This window comes from Amycolatopsis sp. cg13, assembly GCF_041346965.1.
GTDB lineage: Bacteria > Actinomycetota > Actinomycetes > Mycobacteriales > Pseudonocardiaceae > Amycolatopsis.
The window spans coordinates 5861512-5879257 of sequence record NZ_CP166848.1 but is presented as its reverse complement, the minus strand read 5'-3'; the positions used below and the strand labels follow the sequence as shown (position 1 = coordinate 5879257).

Annotated in this window: 18 protein-coding genes; 4 read left to right on the top strand and 14 right to left on the bottom strand. The window is 69.3% G+C overall.

All coding sequences use genetic code 11. The features are described 5' to 3' along the window. Window positions 1–17: 17 nt before the first annotated feature. Window positions 18–902, bottom strand: coding sequence for a LysR family transcriptional regulator (locus tag AB5I40_RS27295; RefSeq protein WP_370932899.1), 885 nt, complete (start codon window positions 900–902; stop codon window positions 18–20). Between the two features lie 33 nt (window positions 903–935). Between AB5I40_RS27295 and AB5I40_RS27290 the strand changes: the two genes are divergently transcribed. Continuing rightward, on the top strand, window positions 936–1649 hold the full coding sequence (locus AB5I40_RS27290) for an SDR family oxidoreductase (RefSeq protein WP_370932897.1): 714 nt from the start codon (window positions 936–938) through the stop codon (window positions 1647–1649). Between the two features lie 4 nt (window positions 1650–1653). Here the strand turns inward: AB5I40_RS27290 and AB5I40_RS27285 are convergent, their stop codons facing one another. The 13 genes from AB5I40_RS27285 to AB5I40_RS27225 form a co-directional block, all read right to left on the bottom strand. Then, window positions 1654–2229 carry an EndoU domain-containing protein gene (locus tag AB5I40_RS27285; protein WP_370932896.1) on the bottom strand — a complete coding sequence of 192 codons (576 nt, stop codon included), beginning with the start codon at window positions 2227–2229 and terminating at the stop codon, window positions 1654–1656. A gap of 46 nt (window positions 2230–2275) precedes the next feature. Beyond that, window positions 2276–3544, bottom strand: a complete 1269-nt coding sequence (locus AB5I40_RS27280) for a hypothetical protein (protein ID WP_370932894.1) — start codon at window positions 3542–3544, stop codon at window positions 2276–2278. Next, window positions 3538–4152 (bottom strand): ATP-binding cassette domain-containing protein, encoded by a 615-nt coding sequence (locus AB5I40_RS27275; RefSeq protein ID WP_370932892.1) that lies wholly within the window; start codon window positions 4150–4152, stop codon window positions 3538–3540. The genes AB5I40_RS27280 and AB5I40_RS27275 overlap by 7 nt, the downstream gene beginning before the upstream one ends. Further along, complete coding sequence (locus AB5I40_RS27270; RefSeq protein WP_370932891.1) at window positions 4140–5033, bottom strand: TIGR03621 family F420-dependent LLM class oxidoreductase; 894 nt, start codon at window positions 5031–5033, stop codon at window positions 4140–4142. The genes AB5I40_RS27275 and AB5I40_RS27270 overlap by 13 nt, the downstream gene beginning before the upstream one ends. 79 nt (window positions 5034–5112) lie before the next feature. Next, window positions 5113–6933 (bottom strand): phosphoenolpyruvate carboxykinase (GTP), encoded by a 1821-nt coding sequence (locus AB5I40_RS27265; RefSeq protein ID WP_370932890.1) that lies wholly within the window; start codon window positions 6931–6933, stop codon window positions 5113–5115. A 435-nt stretch (window positions 6934–7368) separates the two neighbouring features. Then, window positions 7369–8061, bottom strand: a complete 693-nt coding sequence (locus AB5I40_RS27260; RefSeq protein ID WP_370932888.1) for a hypothetical protein — start codon at window positions 8059–8061, stop codon at window positions 7369–7371. A 98-nt stretch (window positions 8062–8159) separates the two neighbouring features. Further along, on the bottom strand, window positions 8160–8762 hold the full coding sequence (locus tag AB5I40_RS27255; RefSeq protein ID WP_370932887.1) for a hypothetical protein: 603 nt from the start codon (window positions 8760–8762) through the stop codon (window positions 8160–8162). A gap of 7 nt (window positions 8763–8769) precedes the next feature. Continuing rightward, window positions 8770–10596, bottom strand: coding sequence for a dynamin family protein (locus tag AB5I40_RS27250; RefSeq protein ID WP_370932885.1), 1827 nt, complete (start codon window positions 10594–10596; stop codon window positions 8770–8772). Continuing rightward, entirely contained in the window at window positions 10593–11057 is a 465-nt protein-coding gene (grpE, locus tag AB5I40_RS27245; RefSeq protein ID WP_370932883.1) for a nucleotide exchange factor GrpE, read from the bottom strand. Before grpE ends, AB5I40_RS27250 begins: the two co-directional genes overlap by 4 nt. A gap of 69 nt (window positions 11058–11126) precedes the next feature. Further along, window positions 11127–11729: a TetR/AcrR family transcriptional regulator gene (locus tag AB5I40_RS27240; protein WP_370932882.1), complete on the bottom strand. Its 603-nt coding sequence runs from the start codon at window positions 11727–11729 to the stop codon at window positions 11127–11129. Between the two features lie 7 nt (window positions 11730–11736). Beyond that, window positions 11737–12216: a hypothetical protein gene (locus AB5I40_RS27235; protein ID WP_370932880.1), complete on the bottom strand. Its 480-nt coding sequence runs from the start codon at window positions 12214–12216 to the stop codon at window positions 11737–11739. 145 nt (window positions 12217–12361) lie between these two features. Further along, window positions 12362–12955: a hypothetical protein gene (locus tag AB5I40_RS27230; protein ID WP_370932879.1), complete on the bottom strand. Its 594-nt coding sequence runs from the start codon at window positions 12953–12955 to the stop codon at window positions 12362–12364. 32 nt (window positions 12956–12987) lie between these two features. Beyond that, entirely contained in the window at window positions 12988–14532 is a 1545-nt protein-coding gene (locus tag AB5I40_RS27225; protein ID WP_370932877.1) for a dynamin family protein, read from the bottom strand. A 166-nt stretch (window positions 14533–14698) separates the two neighbouring features. Between AB5I40_RS27225 and AB5I40_RS27220 the strand changes: the two genes are divergently transcribed. The 3 genes from AB5I40_RS27220 (at window position 14699) to AB5I40_RS27210 (ending at window position 17731) form a co-directional block, all read left to right on the top strand. Beyond that, complete coding sequence (locus AB5I40_RS27220) at window positions 14699–15907, top strand: sensor histidine kinase (RefSeq protein WP_370940616.1); 1209 nt, start codon at window positions 14699–14701, stop codon at window positions 15905–15907. Then, window positions 15904–16560: a response regulator gene (locus AB5I40_RS27215; protein WP_370932876.1), complete on the top strand. Its 657-nt coding sequence runs from the start codon at window positions 15904–15906 to the stop codon at window positions 16558–16560. Before AB5I40_RS27220 ends, AB5I40_RS27215 begins: the two co-directional genes overlap by 4 nt. 235 nt (window positions 16561–16795) lie before the next feature. After that, window positions 16796–17731, top strand: coding sequence for an ABC transporter ATP-binding protein (locus tag AB5I40_RS27210; RefSeq protein WP_370932874.1), 936 nt, complete (start codon window positions 16796–16798; stop codon window positions 17729–17731). The last annotated feature ends 15 nt before the right edge of the window (window positions 17732–17746 follow it).

The window sequence follows — 17746 nt, the reverse complement described above, 5'->3', positions numbered from 1 at the left end:
AGACCACTGTGGACAACTCAAGGCCCGACGCGAAGCGCGACCGCGGCCCGGACGAACGCGGCCACCTCCGGGGAGCGGCTGGTGGACGGCCAGGCCAGCATCGTCGTGACGTCCGGGGCGTCGACGACCGGGACCGCGACGTGTTCCGGCCACTGCCAGGCCCGGCTCGACGCCGGGATCACCAGCAGCGTCCGGCCGAGCGCGACGAGTTGCGCGAGCTTCGACTGACTGCGCACCTCCGGCCCTGGACCCTCCGGGTAGCTGCCGTCGAGGAGGGGCCAGCGGGCGATCGGCAGGTCCGGCACGTCGCTGACCTCGGCCAACGTGAGCGTCTCCCGGGCAGCGAGCGGGTGAGCCGCCGGGAGGATCGCGACCTGGCCCTCGGTCTGCAGCGCCTCGGTGTCGAACCCGGCGAGATCGTCGTAGGGGTGGTGCACGATCGCCAGGTCGGCGGAACCGTCGCGGAGCAGTCCGGCCTGTTCGCCGACCTCGCACAGCAAAATCTCGACCGGCGGCGCGTCCGGGGCGTCGAGCAGTCGTTGCAGAAGTTCGTGCGACGCACCGGCTTTGGTAGCCAATATCAGCTGCGAGTCCGCGGCCCGGCGCGTACGGCGGGCGGCGGCCGCGACTGCGGCAAGAGCCAGGCGGGATTCGCGGAGCAGCACCCGGCCGGCCTCGGTCAGCGCGACGCCGCGGCGGTTTCGGTCCAGGAGCCGCACGCCGAGCCGTCGTTCCAGCTGGGCGATCGCGCGGGACAGCGGCGGCTGGGCGATCCCGAGTCGTTCGGCGGCGCGGCCGAAGTGCAGGGTTTCCGCCACCGCGGCGAAGTAGCGCAGCTCGCGGGTCTCGAGGTCGTCCACAAAGCCAGCGTAATACCCGGTGGGTATCACAGCGGACCTCATTGATCTTGGACAGCAACCAGGCCCGAGCCGACCATGGGCGGAGTGAACGACACGAAGACCGCGCTGGTCACCGGCGCGAACAAGGGAATCGGCCTCGCCATCGCGCACGGCCTCGGCTCGATCGGCTTCACCGTTGCGGTGGGCGCGCGGGATGAAACCAACCGCGAGAAGGCTGTCGAAGAACTGCGTGCCTCGGGCATCGACGCGTTCGGCGTCGCGCTCGACGTCACCTCCGAAGACAGCGTCGCCGCCGCGGCCAAGGCCATCGAACGGCTCGACGTCCTGGTCAACAACGCTGGCATCAGCGGCCACATCGACGGCGGCGTCCAGGATCCGACGACACTCGACCTCGACGTCGTCCGCGCCGTCCTCGACACCAACGTCTTCGGCGTCGTCCGGGTCACGAACGCGATGCTGCCGCTGTTGCGCAAAGCCGAGTCGCCGCGCATCGTCAACATGTCCAGCAACATGGGCTCGCTGCAACTGCGGACCGGCCCGGTCCTCGCTGCCTATGCCCCGTCGAAGACGATGCTCAACAGCATCACCGTGCAGTACGCCCGCACGCTCGCCGACACGAACGTCATCGTCAACGCCGCCTGCCCCGGTTACGTAGCAACGGATTTCAACGGTTACGCCGGAACGCGGACACCCGAGCAGGGCGCGGCGATCGCGGTCAAGCTCGCGACCTTGCCGGACGACGGGCCACGCGGCGGGTTCTTCGACGAAGCCGGGGCCATCCCCTGGTGACGCATCAGCCGCGCAGGTCAGCGAGCACCCGTTCGCGGTCGTTGAGGTAGCGGCAGTCGTGGACGGGCAGGTCGAAGGAATTCAGCAGCTTCTCGAAATCGGCGTACTCGTCCGGATTGAGCTGGATGCCGGTGACCTCGAAGTGCGCGGCCATGGTGTCGGCCAGTTCCTCCCATTCGCCGGACCACTGCAGATCGCGGTAGTGCTCGAGGTCTTCCGGCGGCATCCGGTCGGCGAGCAGGCGCAGGACGCTGTCGACGAAGTAGCTGATCCGGTTGCCGGACTGGTCGGCGACGGTCGGGTTCGCCGGGTCTCGCGCGGCGTCCGGGTTCCGGACCACGCCGGGGCCCGGCAGCGGGAAGCTGGTGTGCACGAGCCCGTCGCCGTTGACCAGGACGACCACGCGCACGCCGTACCGTTCACCGACGCAGCGCCAGCGGCCGTTGTACTGCTGCCGCCGGGGTTCGCCCGGATCGTTGGCGACGTCCTTGACCACCGCGATGATCTGCTCGTCGCTCCATCCGGACGGAAATTCGCAGGTCGCCCTGCGGCCGATGCCGGAAGCGTGTCCACCGCCCACGTTCGGCTCCTCTCGTCGGCACGGAGCCTAACCCGGGAGCGCCCGTTCAGCCGACTTGTGCCAGTACGAAGATGCCGACCGCCAGCAGGTCCGGACCGCGGAACAGTTGCCGCATAAGGTTTGCCGGCATCGGGCCGGCGGGGGTGTCGACGAAACCCGCGCTGCTGTAGTCGACCGGCTGCCGCGTGACAGTGCGCAACACTGAAAGCACCGCCAGGACGACGGTCACCCACGAGAGCGCCGAAAACGCGGTGCCCAAAGCCAAAAGCGCCACTGAGAGCAGAGCGCACCAGATCAGTCCGACCACCGTGAGCGCGACGCCGTGGGCGATCACCAGCTCCTGCGACGACGAGCCCAGCCACCTCCGGCGACCCGGATTCCGCCACAGCACGCCAAGACCGGCCCCGAACGGAGTAAGCGCGACGTACGCGCCGATCCCGACAAGCACCGGTCCTGGCAGAGTGGGAACAGCAACATGGCCGACGGCTACCGCGAAAGCCACTAACAAAACCGCGCTCGCGTACCGGGCGCGGCCGACGATCCCGACCCACGCGAGCCGGAACGCGGTGGGCGCACGCAGCGACCACGTGCCCGCGGGCGCGGACTCCGGCAGCATCATCATCGGGTCGAGGAACGTCACCGCCATCGCGCGCAGCACCCGCGCGTTCCAGCCGTCGAGCAACACCGCGCGCCCGGCACCGCTGACTGCTTCGCCGCCGAAAGCCAGCAGCAGACCGCATAACGCGAGCGCCGCGCCGACATATTGCACCGCCGTCGCGTCAAGACGAGCGGCCGCGATGACCACGCCGGCCACTGCGAGGAGCAGCGGTCCGGCGGCTTCGAAAAGGAAGGCGGTGCGACGGGCGGTGGTGAACGCGAGGATCGTGCCGCCCGCGACGAGGGCTGCCGCTGCACGCCACCAGTCGAGCGAACTTCCGCCGACCGCCAGCATCAGCGCGGCGAGATATCCGAGCACCACCACGAATCCGGTGAGCACGCTGGCGAACCGGGTCGCGACGACGCGGCGGCGGTCCACCTCGGCGAAGTCCATCCAGGTCAGCTCGGCCGGTTCGGCCCAGACGAAACCGCGCCGCAGCAGGCTCCGCCAGCCCACCGCGGCACACAACGCGACCAGGCCGAGCACCGCCGAGTAGTCCACTGCGGACGGTCCGAAGAGGAATTTATGCCAGGCGTCGGTGCGGAAAAAGGCGGTGAACAGGAAGCCGACGCCGAAAATCAGCACGAACGTAGGACTGTCACCGCTGAAGATGCCGCCGAACCGCTTGCGGCCGGGGACGCGCAACCGGGTCACCACAGTTCGAGCACGCTGTCTGCCGTGTCCAGCAACGGTTGATGGTGCGTGGCAACGACAACTGCCGCACCGGCCGCGGTGGAACGGCCGATCAGCTTGACCAGCCATTCCTTGCCCGCGGCGTCGAGCGCGCGTTCGGGTTCGTCCAGCAACAGCACTCGATGCGGTCGCGCGGTGACGCCCAACAGCAGCAATCGGCGACGCTGCCCGGCCGAGAAATGTCCGGCGGTGACGCGGGCGCGTTCAGCGAGCCCCGCGTCCGCGATCAGTTCTTCGAAATCGCCGAGATCCTCGCCGAACGAGCCGGAGAGCAGCTCGAGGTGCTGCATCGGGGTGAGTTCGGCGAAGAAGTCGGAATCGTCGAAGAGCACGGAAACCTTGCGGCGAAAGGAAACGCTGCGCTCGTCCGGTTTCGCGCCGTCGATCAGCACCCGGCCCCGCTGCGGTTCCTGCATGCCGTACAGACACCGCATCAAGGTCGATTTCCCGACGCCGTTAGGCCCGACGAGCACCGCGCATTCGCCCGGATCGACGGAGAAATCGAGATCTTCCAACAGCCACAGGTCACCGGCCTTCACGCCGAGCCCGCGCGCGTCGACTACCGGCGACACAGCAGATCCACCACCGGGGCCAGCACTTCGAGGTTGGGTTCGAGAACCGTGAAATAGCTGAAGCCGAACCGGGCGCGGTGCGCGACCAGCTGGTCGGCGATTTCCTCGACGGTGCCGACCAGCACCGTGGGAACCTCGGCCAATTCTTCGAGCGTGAGCGAGTCGCTAAGGCGCGCGTGGATTTCCCGCAATGCGCCTGCACGGTCGTCAGTGATCTGGACGAATTGCACGAGCAGGTTGAATTCCGCTTCACGGCCAGCCAGCCGCTCGGTGACAAACCGCGTGCGTTCTTCCACCGCGTCCGCCGTCGCCAGCATCAGCGGCGAACCGTCACGCACCTTTGCCGTGCCGCTGAAGGCAATCGTCGCCGCATGTTCGGCGGCGAGCGAAAGCAGCCGGTCGCCTCGGCCACCGATCATCAACGGGGGACCGCCGGATTGCGCGGGCCGCGGCGCGTATTCCGGATCCGCGTACAGCCGCTGGAGTTCCTTGATCGCGAGTTCGAGCTGATCGACCCGCGCGCCCGCGCTCGGAAACCGCATTCCCGCCGTTTCGAACTCCTCTTTCACATATCCGGCGCCGAGACCGAGTTCGAGCCGCCCGGACACGAATTGGTCCGTGCCCGCGACGTCGCGGGCGAGCAGTGCCGGGTTGTAGAACGGCGCGTTGAGCACGAAAGTGTTGAGCCGCACCCGTTCGGTGACCGCACCGGCCAGCACGAGCGCGGGGAACGGCGGCGCTATGCCGAGATGGTCGGCCACGCTCAGCACGTCGTAGCCGAGTTCCTCGACCCGGCGGCACTTCGCGATCCACTCCTCGCGCGAGCCCGGCAGCACCATGTTCACGCCGAACCGGAAAGTCTTCTCCCCATCAGAGACCATGCGGCCACGCTACCGTTTTCCGCGCATGAAGAAGGGGACGTCCGCCGCCCGGTGCGAACGTCCCCTTCTTCAAGCTGCGTCAGCCGAGGCGCTGGGCCAGCGCGTCGAGCTCGTCGCGCAGCGAGGACGGCACCTCGCCGATCTTCGCGAACCACTCCTCGATGAGCGGCAGCTCCTCGCGCCACTCCTCGTTGCGCACCTCGAGCGCGGCCTGGATGTCCTCGACCGGCTCGGACAGGCCCTCGAGGTCGAGGTCCTCGGCGTTCGGCACGAAGCCGACCGGGGTCTCGACCGCGTTGCCCTTGCCCTCGACGCGCTCGAGCACCCACTTGAGCACGCGCGAGTTCTCGCTGAAGCCCGGCCACAGGAAACGGCCGTCGTCGCCGCGGCGGAACCAGTTGACGTAGAAGATCTTCGGCAGCTTGTTCGCGTCGGCGTTCTTGCCCAGGTTCAGCCAGTGGTTGAAGTAGTCACCGGCGTGATAGCCGAGGAACGGCAGCATCGCCATCGGGTCGCGGCGCACGTTGCCGACCGCGCCGACCGCCGCGGCGGTGGTCTCCGACGACATGGTGGCGCCCATGAACACGCCGTGCTGCCAGTCGCGGGCCTGGTTCACCAGCGGCACCGTCGTCTTGCGGCGGCCGCCGAACAGGATCGCCGAGATCGGCACGCCCTTCGGGTCGTCCCACTCCGGCGCGAGGATCGGGCACTGCGACATCGGCACGCAGTAACGCGAGTTCGGGTGGGCGGCCTTCTCCTCGGAGTCGGGCGTCCAGTCCTGGTGCTTCCACGAGGTCGCGTGCGCGGGCTTGTTCTCCATGCCCTCCCACCACACGTCGCCGTCGTCGGTGAGCGCCACGTTCGTGAAGACCGTGTTGCCCTTCTCGATCGTGCGCATGGCGTTCGGGTTCGTGTGGTTGTCGGTGCCCGGCGCGACGCCGAAGAACCCGAACTCCGGGTTCACCGCGTACAGCCGGCCGTCCTCGCCGAAGCGCATCCACGCGATGTCGTCGCCGAGGGTCTCCGCGCGCCAGCCCGGAATGGTCGGCTGCAGCATGGCGAGGTTGGTCTTGCCGCAGGCGCTCGGGAACGCCGCCGCGACGTAGTGGACCTTGTCCTCGGGCGAGATCAGCTTGAGGATCAGCATGTGCTCGGCGAGCCAGCCCTCGTCACGGGCGATGACCGAGCCGATGCGCAGCGAGTAGCACTTCTTGCCCAGCAACGAGTTGCCGCCGTAGCCAGAGCCGTAGCTCCAGATCAGCCGCTCCTCCGGGAAGTGCGAGATGTACTTGGTCTCGTTGCACGGCCAGGCGACGTCCTTCTCGCCCGGGGCCAGCGGCTTGCCGACCGAGTGCAGCGCGGGCACGAACTCGGCCTCGGTGCCGTCGGGCTTGACGAACTTGTCCAGCGCGGCCTTGCCGGCGCGAGTCATCACGCGCATCGACGCGACAACGTAGGCGAAGTCGGTGATTTCGATGCCCAGCTTGGGGTTTTCGTCGCCGAGGGGGCCCATGCAGAACGGGATGACGTACATCGTGCGCCCGGCCATGCAGCCGCGGTACAGCTCCGTCATGGTGGCCTTCATCTCGGCCGGGGCCACCCAGTTGTTCGTCGGGCCCGCGTCCTTCTCTTCCTTCGAACAGATGAAGGTGCGGTCCTCGACCCGCGCGACGTCGCCGGGGTCCGAGGTGGCCCAGTAGGAGTTCGGCTTCGCGTCCAGCTTCACGAAGGTGCCGGCGTCGACCAGCTCCTGGTTGATCCGGGCGGCTTCCTCGTCAGACCCGTCGACCCACACCACGCGGTCCGGGGTGGTCAGCTCGGCGACCTCCCGGACCCAGGACAGCACGCCACTGTGCGTCGTCGGCGCGTTGTCCAGTCCGGGGATGGCGACTGCGGTCATCTCTACTCCTGACTTCCGACGACAAAAGAGCCCACACCGCGAACGACAGTGTTCTTGGTGCGGGCTTCGTTGCCGGCGACCGAATGGCTTCGCACACCGGCGGAAGACCGGTGTGCGGGTTTTGGGATTCCCCGACTGTAGCCGGATGGACGGCAGGTAACCGAGAGCTGACCTGTCGGTTCTCTCACAAGAACGATAAGGGAATCGATTCAGTTTCACCGGAACGGGCCAGCGCCGAAAATCTTTCCGCGTGGCCCGCGTCGCATTCGTGCCGGATGCCGGAGCTGGGCTGATCAGTCCCGATCTTCGCCGGACGCTGCCGGGCGCCGGTTTGCTTCCTGCGCCCGGAGGGGGTCGGGCTTTGGCGTCCCGGAGACAGCGAAACGGGCCCGGCGCGCGGCCGGACCCGTTCGTGTGACGTCAGTTACCGAAGGCTCAGTTGGGGCTGATCCACTGCCCGGTTCCGCTGTCGATCTTCGCGACGCCGCTGAGCAGCTGCGCGCCCTCGCCGCCCCAGGCCGAATCGCTGCCCGGGTCCGCCACCGCGTGGTTCGCGCCGTCGGTCTCGGTCCACTGGCCCTGGCCGGTGTGCTCGAAGGTGTGGGTGGAACCGTCCGCGCCGACCTGCACCGCGACGTCGGCCTGCCCGTCGCCGTTGGTGTCGGTGAAGGCGATCGTGCCGCCGGACTTCGTCTCGACGACCGCGGTGTCGTTGTGCCCGTCGTGGTCGGTGTCGATGGTGGCGACCCCGGCGTCGACGTTGCCGTCCGGCAGGTCGGCGTGGATGTGCCCGGTGGTCGAGGTGTCCTGGGAGTGCGTGTCGGTGCCGTCCGAGCCGGACTGGCCGTGGCCGGATTCGACCCAGCTGCCGGTCTTCTCGTCGTAAACCGCCTGGTCCACGACGTGCCCGGTCGAGTCGAGCACCGCGTAGTGGTCGGCGACGCCGTCGTGATCGGTGTCGGCGAACGCCTGCGCGGTGCCGTCGTCGTGCTCGACGACCGCGGTGTCGGCGACCCCGTCGTGGTCAGTGTCGTAGTTGACCTCGGCCTGGTACTCCTGGCCGTCGACGTGGACGGTCAAGGCCTCGTGGCCGGTCGCGTCAGTGCCGCCGCTCTCGTCGACCCACATGGGTTGGTCCCCCTTATTACGCCGGGTCTGCCGCTGGTTTCGCTCGGTATGACTCACGTTAGGCCGGTTCGGTTCCCGTCCACAAGCCGATCACCTGCTCACGGCGGCAAGTTGACCGGAAGCCCGGAGCCGGTGACGAAGACGCACCAGGTCCCCGCTTCCTCTCGGTTCAGATCGAGCCGGGTGGTTGTCGGCGGATGCGCGTCACGACTGACCTCGACCTCGAAGAACGCGCCGTCGCCGGGGCCGGTGGTCGGCTTGCCGGCGCGCATCGAGACGTTGTCCTTGGCGAAGCGCTCGACCGACCGCGCAGCCGGGTACTCGGTGGAGGCGTGGCAGTCGACGTTCTGCAGGCCGATCGGGTCGCGCCGGTTGACCGCGTCGACGTAGGCCCGGACAACGACCTCGGGGCCGCCTGCCGGGCGGTGTACCTCGACGCTGTCGTCGGTCGCGACGACGAAGATCGCGAAACCGCCGCCGCCGAGCAGCACCACGGTGCCGAGGCAGACCCCGATGATCAACCCGACGCGACGGCGTTTCTTCGGCGGCTGCCACTGTGGTGCGGGTCCGCCCGGGTTCACCGGGGGCGGGCCGCCCCATTGCGGGGCTGGCGGCAGTCCCCACTGTGGCGGGCCAGCAGGCGGCGCACCCCATTGCGGCGGTTGCGGTCCAGGCGGCGGAGATCCAGGTCCGTACGTCACCGGCTGATCATGCCCGATCGCGGACCGTGCGGATGCGGGACAGCAAAGTCTCGGCCCGGGCGTGACCTTCGGTGACGTCCTTGAGGTGTTTCGAGACGATCGCGATCTTCTTCGCCCGCTCCTGCGCGCTCATCTTGATCGTCTGGTCCACCTCCTTCAGCTCCGCCTCGATCGCCTCGATGCGGCGGCCCAGCGCCTCGTCCAGGGCGAGCGACAGCTGCTGTTCGGCCTCGATGAGTTGTTCGGCGATCAGCTGGTCGAGCGTCGAGCGGGCGTCGGCGATGGCTTCGACCAGCCATTGCTTCAGGTGCTGTTTGTCCGAGGCGTGCTTGCGAGTGCGCGCCATCCACCAGCCCGCGCCGAGGCCGATCACGATGGTCGCCGGGAGCACGACTGGGTTGAGGATCGCGACTCCCGCCAGCGGCAGGGCGGCGATCTTTCCCGCGCCGACACCACCGGAAATGCCCATGAACACCAGCAGTTTGTCTTCGGCCGTCGGCGGTTTCTTGTCCGGCGGGCGCAGCACGACCGGCGGGCCTCCGGCGCGGGCGAACTGGGCGCGGATCACGTCGAGTTCCTCGGCGGAGAACAGCTCCGACAGCGCGGTGTTCGTGACTTGGTTCAGGCGTTGCGACAGCTGCATCGACACTCGCTGCGACGCGGTCTGCAGCGCGATGTCCACTTCTTGTGGCAGCGCGGCCAGCTCGTCTCGCTTCGCCGCGTCGATGCGTTGGCGGAACTGCGCCTGTGCCTCGCGCATTTCCCGGCTGCTCTCGTGGCCGACCTCGACCCGCGTGCGCTGGATTTCGCCGCGCAACCGCAACTGCCAGCCCCGGGTGGAAGTGCGGCGTTGGGACTGGAGATCGTCGCGGCGGGCGCGGAGTTGTTCGGCTTCCGCTTCGCCTGCCGACAGGGCGCGGCTTTCCGCTTGCAGCTTCGCTTTGATCCCGGCCAGCGCGCTCGAAAGCGAGCGGAGCGTGTTGGCTTCCTTCAACATCATCGACCGGCCGACCAGCAGTTCCTGCAGTGCGACCTGCACCGTGGCGATGCCGGACTTCTCCCGCAGCATGGCGGCGACCTGCTCGTTCGGCGCCTTCGCGGCGGTCTCGAACACGCGTGCCGACACCGGGTGGAAGACCGCGTCGGCGAAGCGCGGCGCGTGTTCGGCGAGCAGCTGCCGGTCGGCTTCCAGGATCTCGCGCCAGCCGCGGAACGCGTCGGTTTTGGCCAGTACGAAGACAACCGTCTCCACGCGGTCCGCGACCTCGCGCAAAAACTGCAGCTCGGTGGAGGTGAACGGGGCCGACGCGTCGACCACGAACACCAGCGCGGTCGCGCCAGCGGCGGCCTCCTTGGCCAGTTCGCCGTGCAGCGAATCGAGGCCGCCGACGCCCGGGGTGTCGACCAGCGTGAGCCGTTCCAGCAGCGGCACCGGGCCGGACACCTCGACGTAGCGCGGCGGCAGCTGTCCCGGCGGCAGCTCGTGCGCGGCGGACACCCAGTCGACCAGCTGCGTCAGGTCGAACGGCACCGAAGCCAGCTGACCGGGGTAGCAGGCCTGCGCGCCCCACTGCTGCGAATGCTCGAAAACGAGGTAGGTCGCGGTGGCCACGTCAGCGTCCACAGGGGACAGTCCCGGGGTCGCGAGCAGGGCGTTGACCAGCGAACTCTTCCCGCGGTTCGTCTCGCCGACGACCACCACGGACGGTTTCTCCGAGCGGGCCTTGCGCTGGTCCTCGACCCACTTGGCCGCCTGCGGATCAGCCTCGCGGACGACGCCGAGCAGCTGTTCGCGAGCGGCCTGGACTTGAGCGGGAAGCGTCGGTGCGGTCACTGCGCCCGCTTCGCGTAGACGGTGACGATCGGCGCGCGCAACAGCCGTTCCTGGTCGGCGAACCCGACGACCTCGGTCTCCGCGACGACGCCTTCCAGCTCCGGATCGTCGGTGGGCACGGCACCGCCCGCCTCGTGACGCGCCGGGTCGAACCGTTCGCCTTCGGCGCGCAACGCGGTGACGCCGATGTCGGCGAGCCCGTGTTCGAGCCGTTCCACGACGCCGCTGCTGCGGGCGCGGTCCAGCGCGTACAGGCAGAGCTGGATGAGCGCCTGCCGGTCGGACAGCGCGCGTTCGAGGTCACCCGGGGCAGCTACGAGGTCCACATCGGGATCCGACGCATCCGCCGCGGCGGCGGTTCCGTCCGCTTCGGCGATGATCCGCGCGAGAGCCTCCGCGCTGATCTCGCCGGTCGGCGCCTCGGCCGCGTCGGCTGCTTCCTCGTGGCCGAACCACGCCATCAAGACCCTCCCCTGGCCGTCTCCGTGATTCCACCAGTTTGCGGCGCCCCGGCGTGCGGCGGGGGCGGATCACTCAGACGGGCCGAGAATCAGCGTCAGCAACTGCCGCAGCACCGCCTGCTCGTGCTCGACGTCGAGGTCGGGATCGAGGCTCGCGCGGGACAGCAAGGCGTCGACCAGCGCGACGATCCAGTTTCCCGCGTCGGCCGGGGACAGCATGGGGGAGAAGCGGCCGGTCCGGACGCCGCGGTCGACCAAGCCCGTGAGGCCGACGCGCATGAGGTCGTCGTTGCTGCGGATCAGCTCGTTGAACTCCGGATCGCGCGCGGCCTGTGCGGCTGCTTCGAGGATCAGCCGCACGACGCCGGGCAGGACGATCGCCGACGTCATCCGCGCGACCACGGCGAGCACGCCTTCCCACGGGTCGGCCATTTCCACCGCGGCGGCGAGCAATTCCTCGTTCTCGGCGGTGTCCGCCTCGAAAATGCCGATGAAGACCGCGCGCTTGCTGGGGAAGTAGTGGAACAGGCTGCCGGAGCTGATCCCGGCGGCGCGGCAGATGTCCGCGGTGGAGGTCTTTTCGAACCCGTCGCGCGCGAAGCACCCGGCTGCCGCGTCGAGAATCGCGCGCCGTTTCGCCGCGTGCTTCTCGGGATCGACCGTCCTCACCACTGGGACATCATCGCTCAGGCGGCGGTTCGTCAAGCCACGGGCGGCCGTGGGTCGTAAACGCCTCGGCCAACTGCCGCCGGGGCAGGTCCGTCTTCTCGCGGGCGATCTCCCGGTCGTTTTCGCCGAGCAGCACGAGCTTGCCGTCGTCCACGAACACGGCGGTGAGGGGAGTGTCGATGCGCCGGCGCCGCTCCCGTCGTTCGAGCGTGACGCGGGTGGCGGACACCGTGACGATCAGCCGGTCCCACGCCCACATCCAGGCGAACGCCACCCCGAGCAGCAGACCGACGACGATCGCGCCGATCAACCGCCATGGCTGCGGGATTTGGTGTAGCAGCCGGAACGGGCCCTGCACCGGGAACCACGGCAACGACGCGATCCAGTCGGCGAGCGCCTGCACCCCCCAGCCCAGCAGCGCCCCGCCGACCGGGCAGGCCAGCCAGGACCCACGGCGCAGCCACGCCGGTTCGTCGACCACTGTCTCCATGGTGGGCAATAGTAGACCGCGCGCTCGGTTTATGAATGTCCGGCCTGGTCGAACGCCCCAATGTGGCATTGGGTGCAGGGGACGCACCGAACGCCACATTGGGGGCGCCTAACGCACCCAATGCCACATTGGGGGCACCGCAGGTTCAGGCGAGTTCGTGGATCAGCGAGCGCATGGCCGCATCAAGCGCCGGGACATCCGCGGCCAGCCGAGACGAGACCAGCACCTGGTGCTCCGCCGTCCGCAGCCACACCCGGCCCGCGACCGGGATCTCCAGCACCGACAGCCGGAACGGCCGGGCGCGGCGGCCCAGCTCGACTTCGGTTTCGCGGACGAGCCGGCCCAGCCGTTCGCCGGCGAGGATTTGGCGGCGGTGGAAGCCGGACGAGACCGGGCGGCGTGCCGCGGCGAAGTGTTCAGCGGCGGCCGGGGCGAAGTGCTGTGCCGCGAGGTCGATCGCCGAACCGTCGCCGGGAGCAGGGCTTTTGCGGCGAGTGCGGGCCGAACCGCGCTCGCGCAGGAAGCTCAGCAGGCCGTTCCACCACGGTTCCCACTGCACCTGCACCGCCGCGCGGTCGAGGGCGGGCGGGACGTGCACCGGGACCGCGGGCTCCACTGGCGGGAGCAGCTGGCCGTCAGCGATCGAGAGCGCGAGCACGTCCCGGAGGAACAACGCCACGTCGACGTCGTGGTCGCTCCCCCAGTTCACCCGCCACGAGGTGGTGTCCTCCAGCCGCACGACATTCAGCCTACGCGTCGCGGCCGAGTTGTTTACTGTTCGCGAATCTGTTGCCAGATCAGGAAATAGGCGCGGTGCACGACGTGGGCCACGCGGCTTTGCGCCGGAGTCGCGCCGAACGACGCGAAAGAACGCCACCAGCCAGCGCGTTCCAGCGCGTGCGCCGCCAGTTCCGGACGCGGGGCGCCGGGAAGGCCGAGCTGTGCGCCGATGTCGGCGTTGCTGCCGACCCGAAGCACCTCTTCCGCCAGGTCTTCCGGCATCTCGACCGCCCCCGACGCGACGAGCGTCAACGCCTCCAGCAGCCGCAACTGATGTGCTTCCGGACGCGCCAGCAGCACCTCGATCGCGTCGTGCACGCGCTGCCGTTCGCCCGGGTCGCCGGACGTGTGCGCCAACGCGGTCACCGACGCCAGCGCGGCCGCCGCCTTGATCCCGTCCGCGCGCGCGGCGAAGACGATCGACAGGCGGCGGCGGACCGCGTCGAGTCCGGAGATGTCGAGAAGCTTGCGGCGCAACGCTCCCGCGGTGATCTCCGGTTCCGCGCGGATCGCGTCCACCGCACAACGGATTCCGAAGAGATCGAGCTTCTCCAGCAGTCGCAACCGGATCCCGGTCGGGATGTCGCACTCCCAGCTGGTGAAGATGTCGGCCGCGATGAGCATCGTTTCGAGGATGTCGTCGTCGAGCGCGGCGAGCTGGCCGAGCGCTTCGGCGTCCGCGGAGGTGAACCCGCCGGACTCGGCCGATTCGGCGATCAGGCCGATCACCGGAAGCACGTCCGCGACCCGCGGCTTCAGCGTCGCGGCCTGTTTCTCGGCAAGCAGTTGCGCGGCTTTCCAAACGTCTCCGCCGGAGCCTTCGACAGATTCCGCGACGACCGTGTCCGCCTTGTTCAACACGGCGATCGCGTTGACCGGCCCCGCTTCGCGGCTCGCGGTCGCGGCGGTGAACGCGGCCAGCGCCTGCTGATCGTCCGCGCGCACGCCCTGGGTCACCACGTACAGCACGGCCTCGGCGCCCGCGACAGCGTTGCGCGAGGTGTCGTCGAGGTCGTCGGAGCCCTCGTCCTGCTCGGCCGCGCCCAGCAACTGCTCGGTCCGCGACACCGACGCCGCGTCGAGCGACCCGAGACCCGGAGTGTCGATCACCGTCATGTCCTGCAGCACCGCGTTGGTCAAGTACGCCTCGAGGTGCGAGACCTCGGAGATGTCGACACCCAGCTCGGCCGGGATCGATCCGTCCGCGGCGAACGGCAGCACCTGCTTGCGGCCGTCGAGGAACACCACCTCGACCCGGTCGACCGTGCCGTACTGGAACCGTGTGACCAGCCGCGTGCACTCGCCGACGTCGGTGGGCGCGACCAGCCGTCCGATCAGCGCGTTGACCAGCGTCGACTTGCCCGACTTGATCCGCCCGGCGACCGCCACCTGCAGCGGCGCGCCCAGCCGGCGCAGCACCTCGGCGAACCCGGCGGCCGTGCGCGGCGACACCTGGGACCGCAGCCGGTGGCACAGCTCCGCCACCGACGCGGACAGTGGGCCGGCGAGCCGTCCCCGTTCCGCCGCTGCCGTCACCGCCCCGGCCCCCTTCCGGCTCGTTCGCTCCCCCGTGCGGGAATCGTCGCATGCCGGTCATCCTTCGGTCGCACCGAAGGTGCTACCCGCGACCGACGCGCCCGCCAGCCGCGCGACCTACTGTTGAGTCGTGCGACGGCTCAGCCTCTGGATGCGTGCCCACCCGATGGTGGGCGACTCGCTGCTCGCGCTGTTCCTCGCCGCGTTCGACATCCTGGTGTTCGCGACCGGCGGCATCGACCCGGAACTGCCCGGGCCGGACTGGTTCGTCGCGGTCCCGATCGACCTCGCCGTGGTCGCGCCGCTCGTGTTCCGCCGCAAACGGCCGGTGCTCGCCGCGTACCTCGTGTACGTGATTTCGTTCGCGCACAGCGCGCTGGACCTCGGAGTTTCCGGTCTGGCCGCGCTCGCGATCAGCCTCTACTCGGTCCAGGTCTACGTCGGGCGCAAACAAGGCCTGCTCTACGGCGGCGCGTTCGTGGTGGCCATGGTCGTCACCGCGATCGTCAAACCCGAGCCGTCGATGGCGGCCCAGTTGCTGTTCAGCGCCTTCACCATCGCCTTCTGCTGGCTGCTCGGCGAGTTCATGTACGCCCGCCGCGCCTACCAGCGCGAACTCGAAGCCCGGCTGCACCTGCTGGAGACCGAACGCGACCAGGCCGCGCGCATCGCGGTGGCCGAGGAGCGCGGCCGGATCGCCAGGGAACTGCACGACGTGGTGGCGCATTCGGTGAGCGTGATGGTCGTGCAGGCCGACGGCGCGGCGCTCGCCCTGAAGTCCAATCCGGAGCTGGCCGGACGCGCGCTGGGGACGATCTCCGAGACCGGCCGCGGCGCGCTCGGCGAACTGCGCCGGCTGCTCGACGTGCTGCGCAACGACCGCGGTGACGACGAACCGCGAGTGCCGCAGCCGGACGCGACCGCGCTGGGCGACCTCGCCGAACGGATGCGCGCCGCGGGCGTCCCGGTGGACCTCGTCCTCGGCGACGGACTGGACGAACTGCCCGCCGGAGTGTCGCTCGGGATCTACCGGATCGTCCAGGAATCGCTCACCAACACGCTCAAGCACGCCGGTTCCGGGGCCAGCGCCGCGGTGCGGGTGCAGCGGACCGGCGACCAGGTCGAGGTGCTCGTGCGCGACGACGGCGCGGGGCGGGCTCGGCGGCTGGAACAGGTCGGCGCGGGCGGCACCTCCGCAGCGGGATCGACGGCGACGGCTCGGCAACCGGCGCCGCGACTGTCGGTCGCGGGCGGGAACGGGCTGATCGGGATGCGGGAGCGGGCGAACGTGTACGGCGGAACTCTGGAGGTGGGCCCCGCCGCCGGCGGTGGCTGGCAGGTGCGAGCGGTGCTGCCGGTTAGGTTGAACTCGTGATCCGAGTGGTGGTCGTCGACGACCAGGAACTGATGCGCGTCGGGTTCCGGATGGTGCTGGGCGCGCAGGCCGACATCGACGTGGTCGGGGAGGCGGGCGACGGCGCGCAAGCCGTGCGGATGGCCGCGGAACTGCGGCCCGACGTCGTGCTGATGGACGTGCGGATGCCGGTGCTCGACGGCGTCGAGGCGACGAAACAGATCGTCGCGGCCGGCACCGCGCGGGTGCTCGTGATGACCACCTTCGACCTCGACGAGTATGTCTACGCCGCGTTGCAGGGCGGCGCGTCCGGCTTCCTGCTCAAGGACACCCAGCCGGACTACCTGGTGTCCGCGCTGCGTTCGGTCGCCGAGGGCGACGCGGTGATGTCGCCCTCGGTCACGCGCCGGCTGCTCGACCGGTTCGTCGGCTCCGGCGGCGCGGAAATGCGCGATCCGGCCGAGCTCGACGTGCTGACCGACCGCGAACGCGAAGTGCTCGTGCTGATCGCGAAAGGCATGTCGAACATCGAAATCGCCGAGACGTTGTTCCTTTCCGAGGCTACGGTGAAAACACACGTGGGGCGGATCCTGTCGAAACTCGACCTGCGCGACCGGGTGCAGGCGGTCGTCCTCGCGTACGAGACCGGGCTCGCCCGGCCGGGGATCGGCTGAAGCGTCCAATTCGGACAGTGTCCACACCGGACCCCGCTACGGATTTCGTAGCGGGGTATTGGCGGATCGGGCAAAGTTCAGGGTCGGCTCAGGGACATCCCCCATCGCCCTCAACCCTGCGACACGATTGAGTACTACTCAGGTCGGGTAGCCGGTTCGGCCCAGGGGATGACGCGAAAACGGCCGAGCTGAGACAGGATGAATTCCGTCAGCACCGCCGTAGAGGGAGCAGGGGATGATCGAGGCAACAGGTCTCACCAAGCGTTACGGGAACACGCTCGCGGTGAACAACCTGTCGTTCAGCGTGGCAGCGGGGAAAGTCACCGGATTCCTCGGCCCGAACGGCGCAGGCAAGTCCACGACGATGCGCATGATCCTCGGCCTGGACAACCCGACCGGGGGCCAGGTCCGGATCGGCGGGAAGCTGTATCACGACCTGAAGGAACCGCTGCGCACGGTCGGCGCGCTGCTCGACGCGAAATGGGTGCACCCCAACCGCTCGGCCCGCGCGCACCTGCAGTGGATGGCCCGGTCCAACCGGATCCCGGCGGCGCGGGTGGACGAGGTGCTCGACACCGTCGGCCTCACCAGCGTCGCGGGCAAGCGGGCCGGCGGGTTCTCGCTCGGCATGTCGCAGCGGCTGGGGATCGCCGCCGCGCTGCTCGGCGACCCGGAGGTGCTGCTGTTCGACGAGCCGGTGAACGGCCTCGACCCGGAAGGCATCCTCTGGATCCGGAAGTTCATGCAGCGCCTCGCCGCCGAGGGCCGGACCGTGTTCGTGTCCAGCCACCTGCTTTCGGAGATGGCGCTCACCGCGACCGATCTCGTGGTCATCGGCAAGGGCCAGCTGATCGCGCAGTCCACCACTGAGGAATTCGTGGCGCGGGCCGCGGAGAACACCGTGAAGGTGCGCTCGCCGCAGCTTCCGGCGCTGCGCCAGCAGCTGATCTCCGCCAGCGCGCAGGTCGCCGATGCCGGCGAAGCGCTCATCGTGTCCGGAATGGACAGTGCGAAGATCGGCGAGATCGCCGCTTCGGCGAACCTCGTGCTGCACGAGCTGAGCCCGCAGACCGGCTCGCTCGAGCAGGCCTTCATGCAGATCACCGGCGACTCCGTCGAGTACCACACCGGGCTCGAGGCAGAGGCGCAGCAGGCCGCGGCCATCCGCTGACCACACTCTCGTTGG

Coding starts and splice junctions, on each gene's coding strand:
- AB5I40_RS27270 (WP_370932891.1), bottom strand. CDS start 5,033: ATGGTCTCTGATGGGGAGAAGACTTTCCGGTTCGGCGTGAACATGGTG.
- AB5I40_RS27295 (WP_370932899.1), bottom strand. CDS start 902: ATGAGGTCCGCTGTGATACCCACCGGGTATTACGCTGGCTTTGTGGAC.
- AB5I40_RS27220 (WP_370940616.1), top strand. CDS start 14,699: ATGGTGGGCGACTCGCTGCTCGCGCTGTTCCTCGCCGCGTTCGACATC.
- AB5I40_RS27235 (WP_370932880.1), bottom strand. CDS start 12,216: ATGGAGACAGTGGTCGACGAACCGGCGTGGCTGCGCCGTGGGTCCTGG.
- grpE (WP_370932883.1), bottom strand. CDS start 11,057: ATGGCGTGGTTCGGCCACGAGGAAGCAGCCGACGCGGCCGAGGCGCCG.
- AB5I40_RS27290 (WP_370932897.1), top strand. CDS start 936: ATGGGCGGAGTGAACGACACGAAGACCGCGCTGGTCACCGGCGCGAAC.
- AB5I40_RS27260 (WP_370932888.1), bottom strand. CDS start 8,061: ATGTGGGTCGACGAGAGCGGCGGCACTGACGCGACCGGCCACGAGGCC.
- AB5I40_RS27210 (WP_370932874.1), top strand. CDS start 16,796: ATGATCGAGGCAACAGGTCTCACCAAGCGTTACGGGAACACGCTCGCG.
- AB5I40_RS27265 (WP_370932890.1), bottom strand. CDS start 6,933: ATGACCGCAGTCGCCATCCCCGGACTGGACAACGCGCCGACGACGCAC.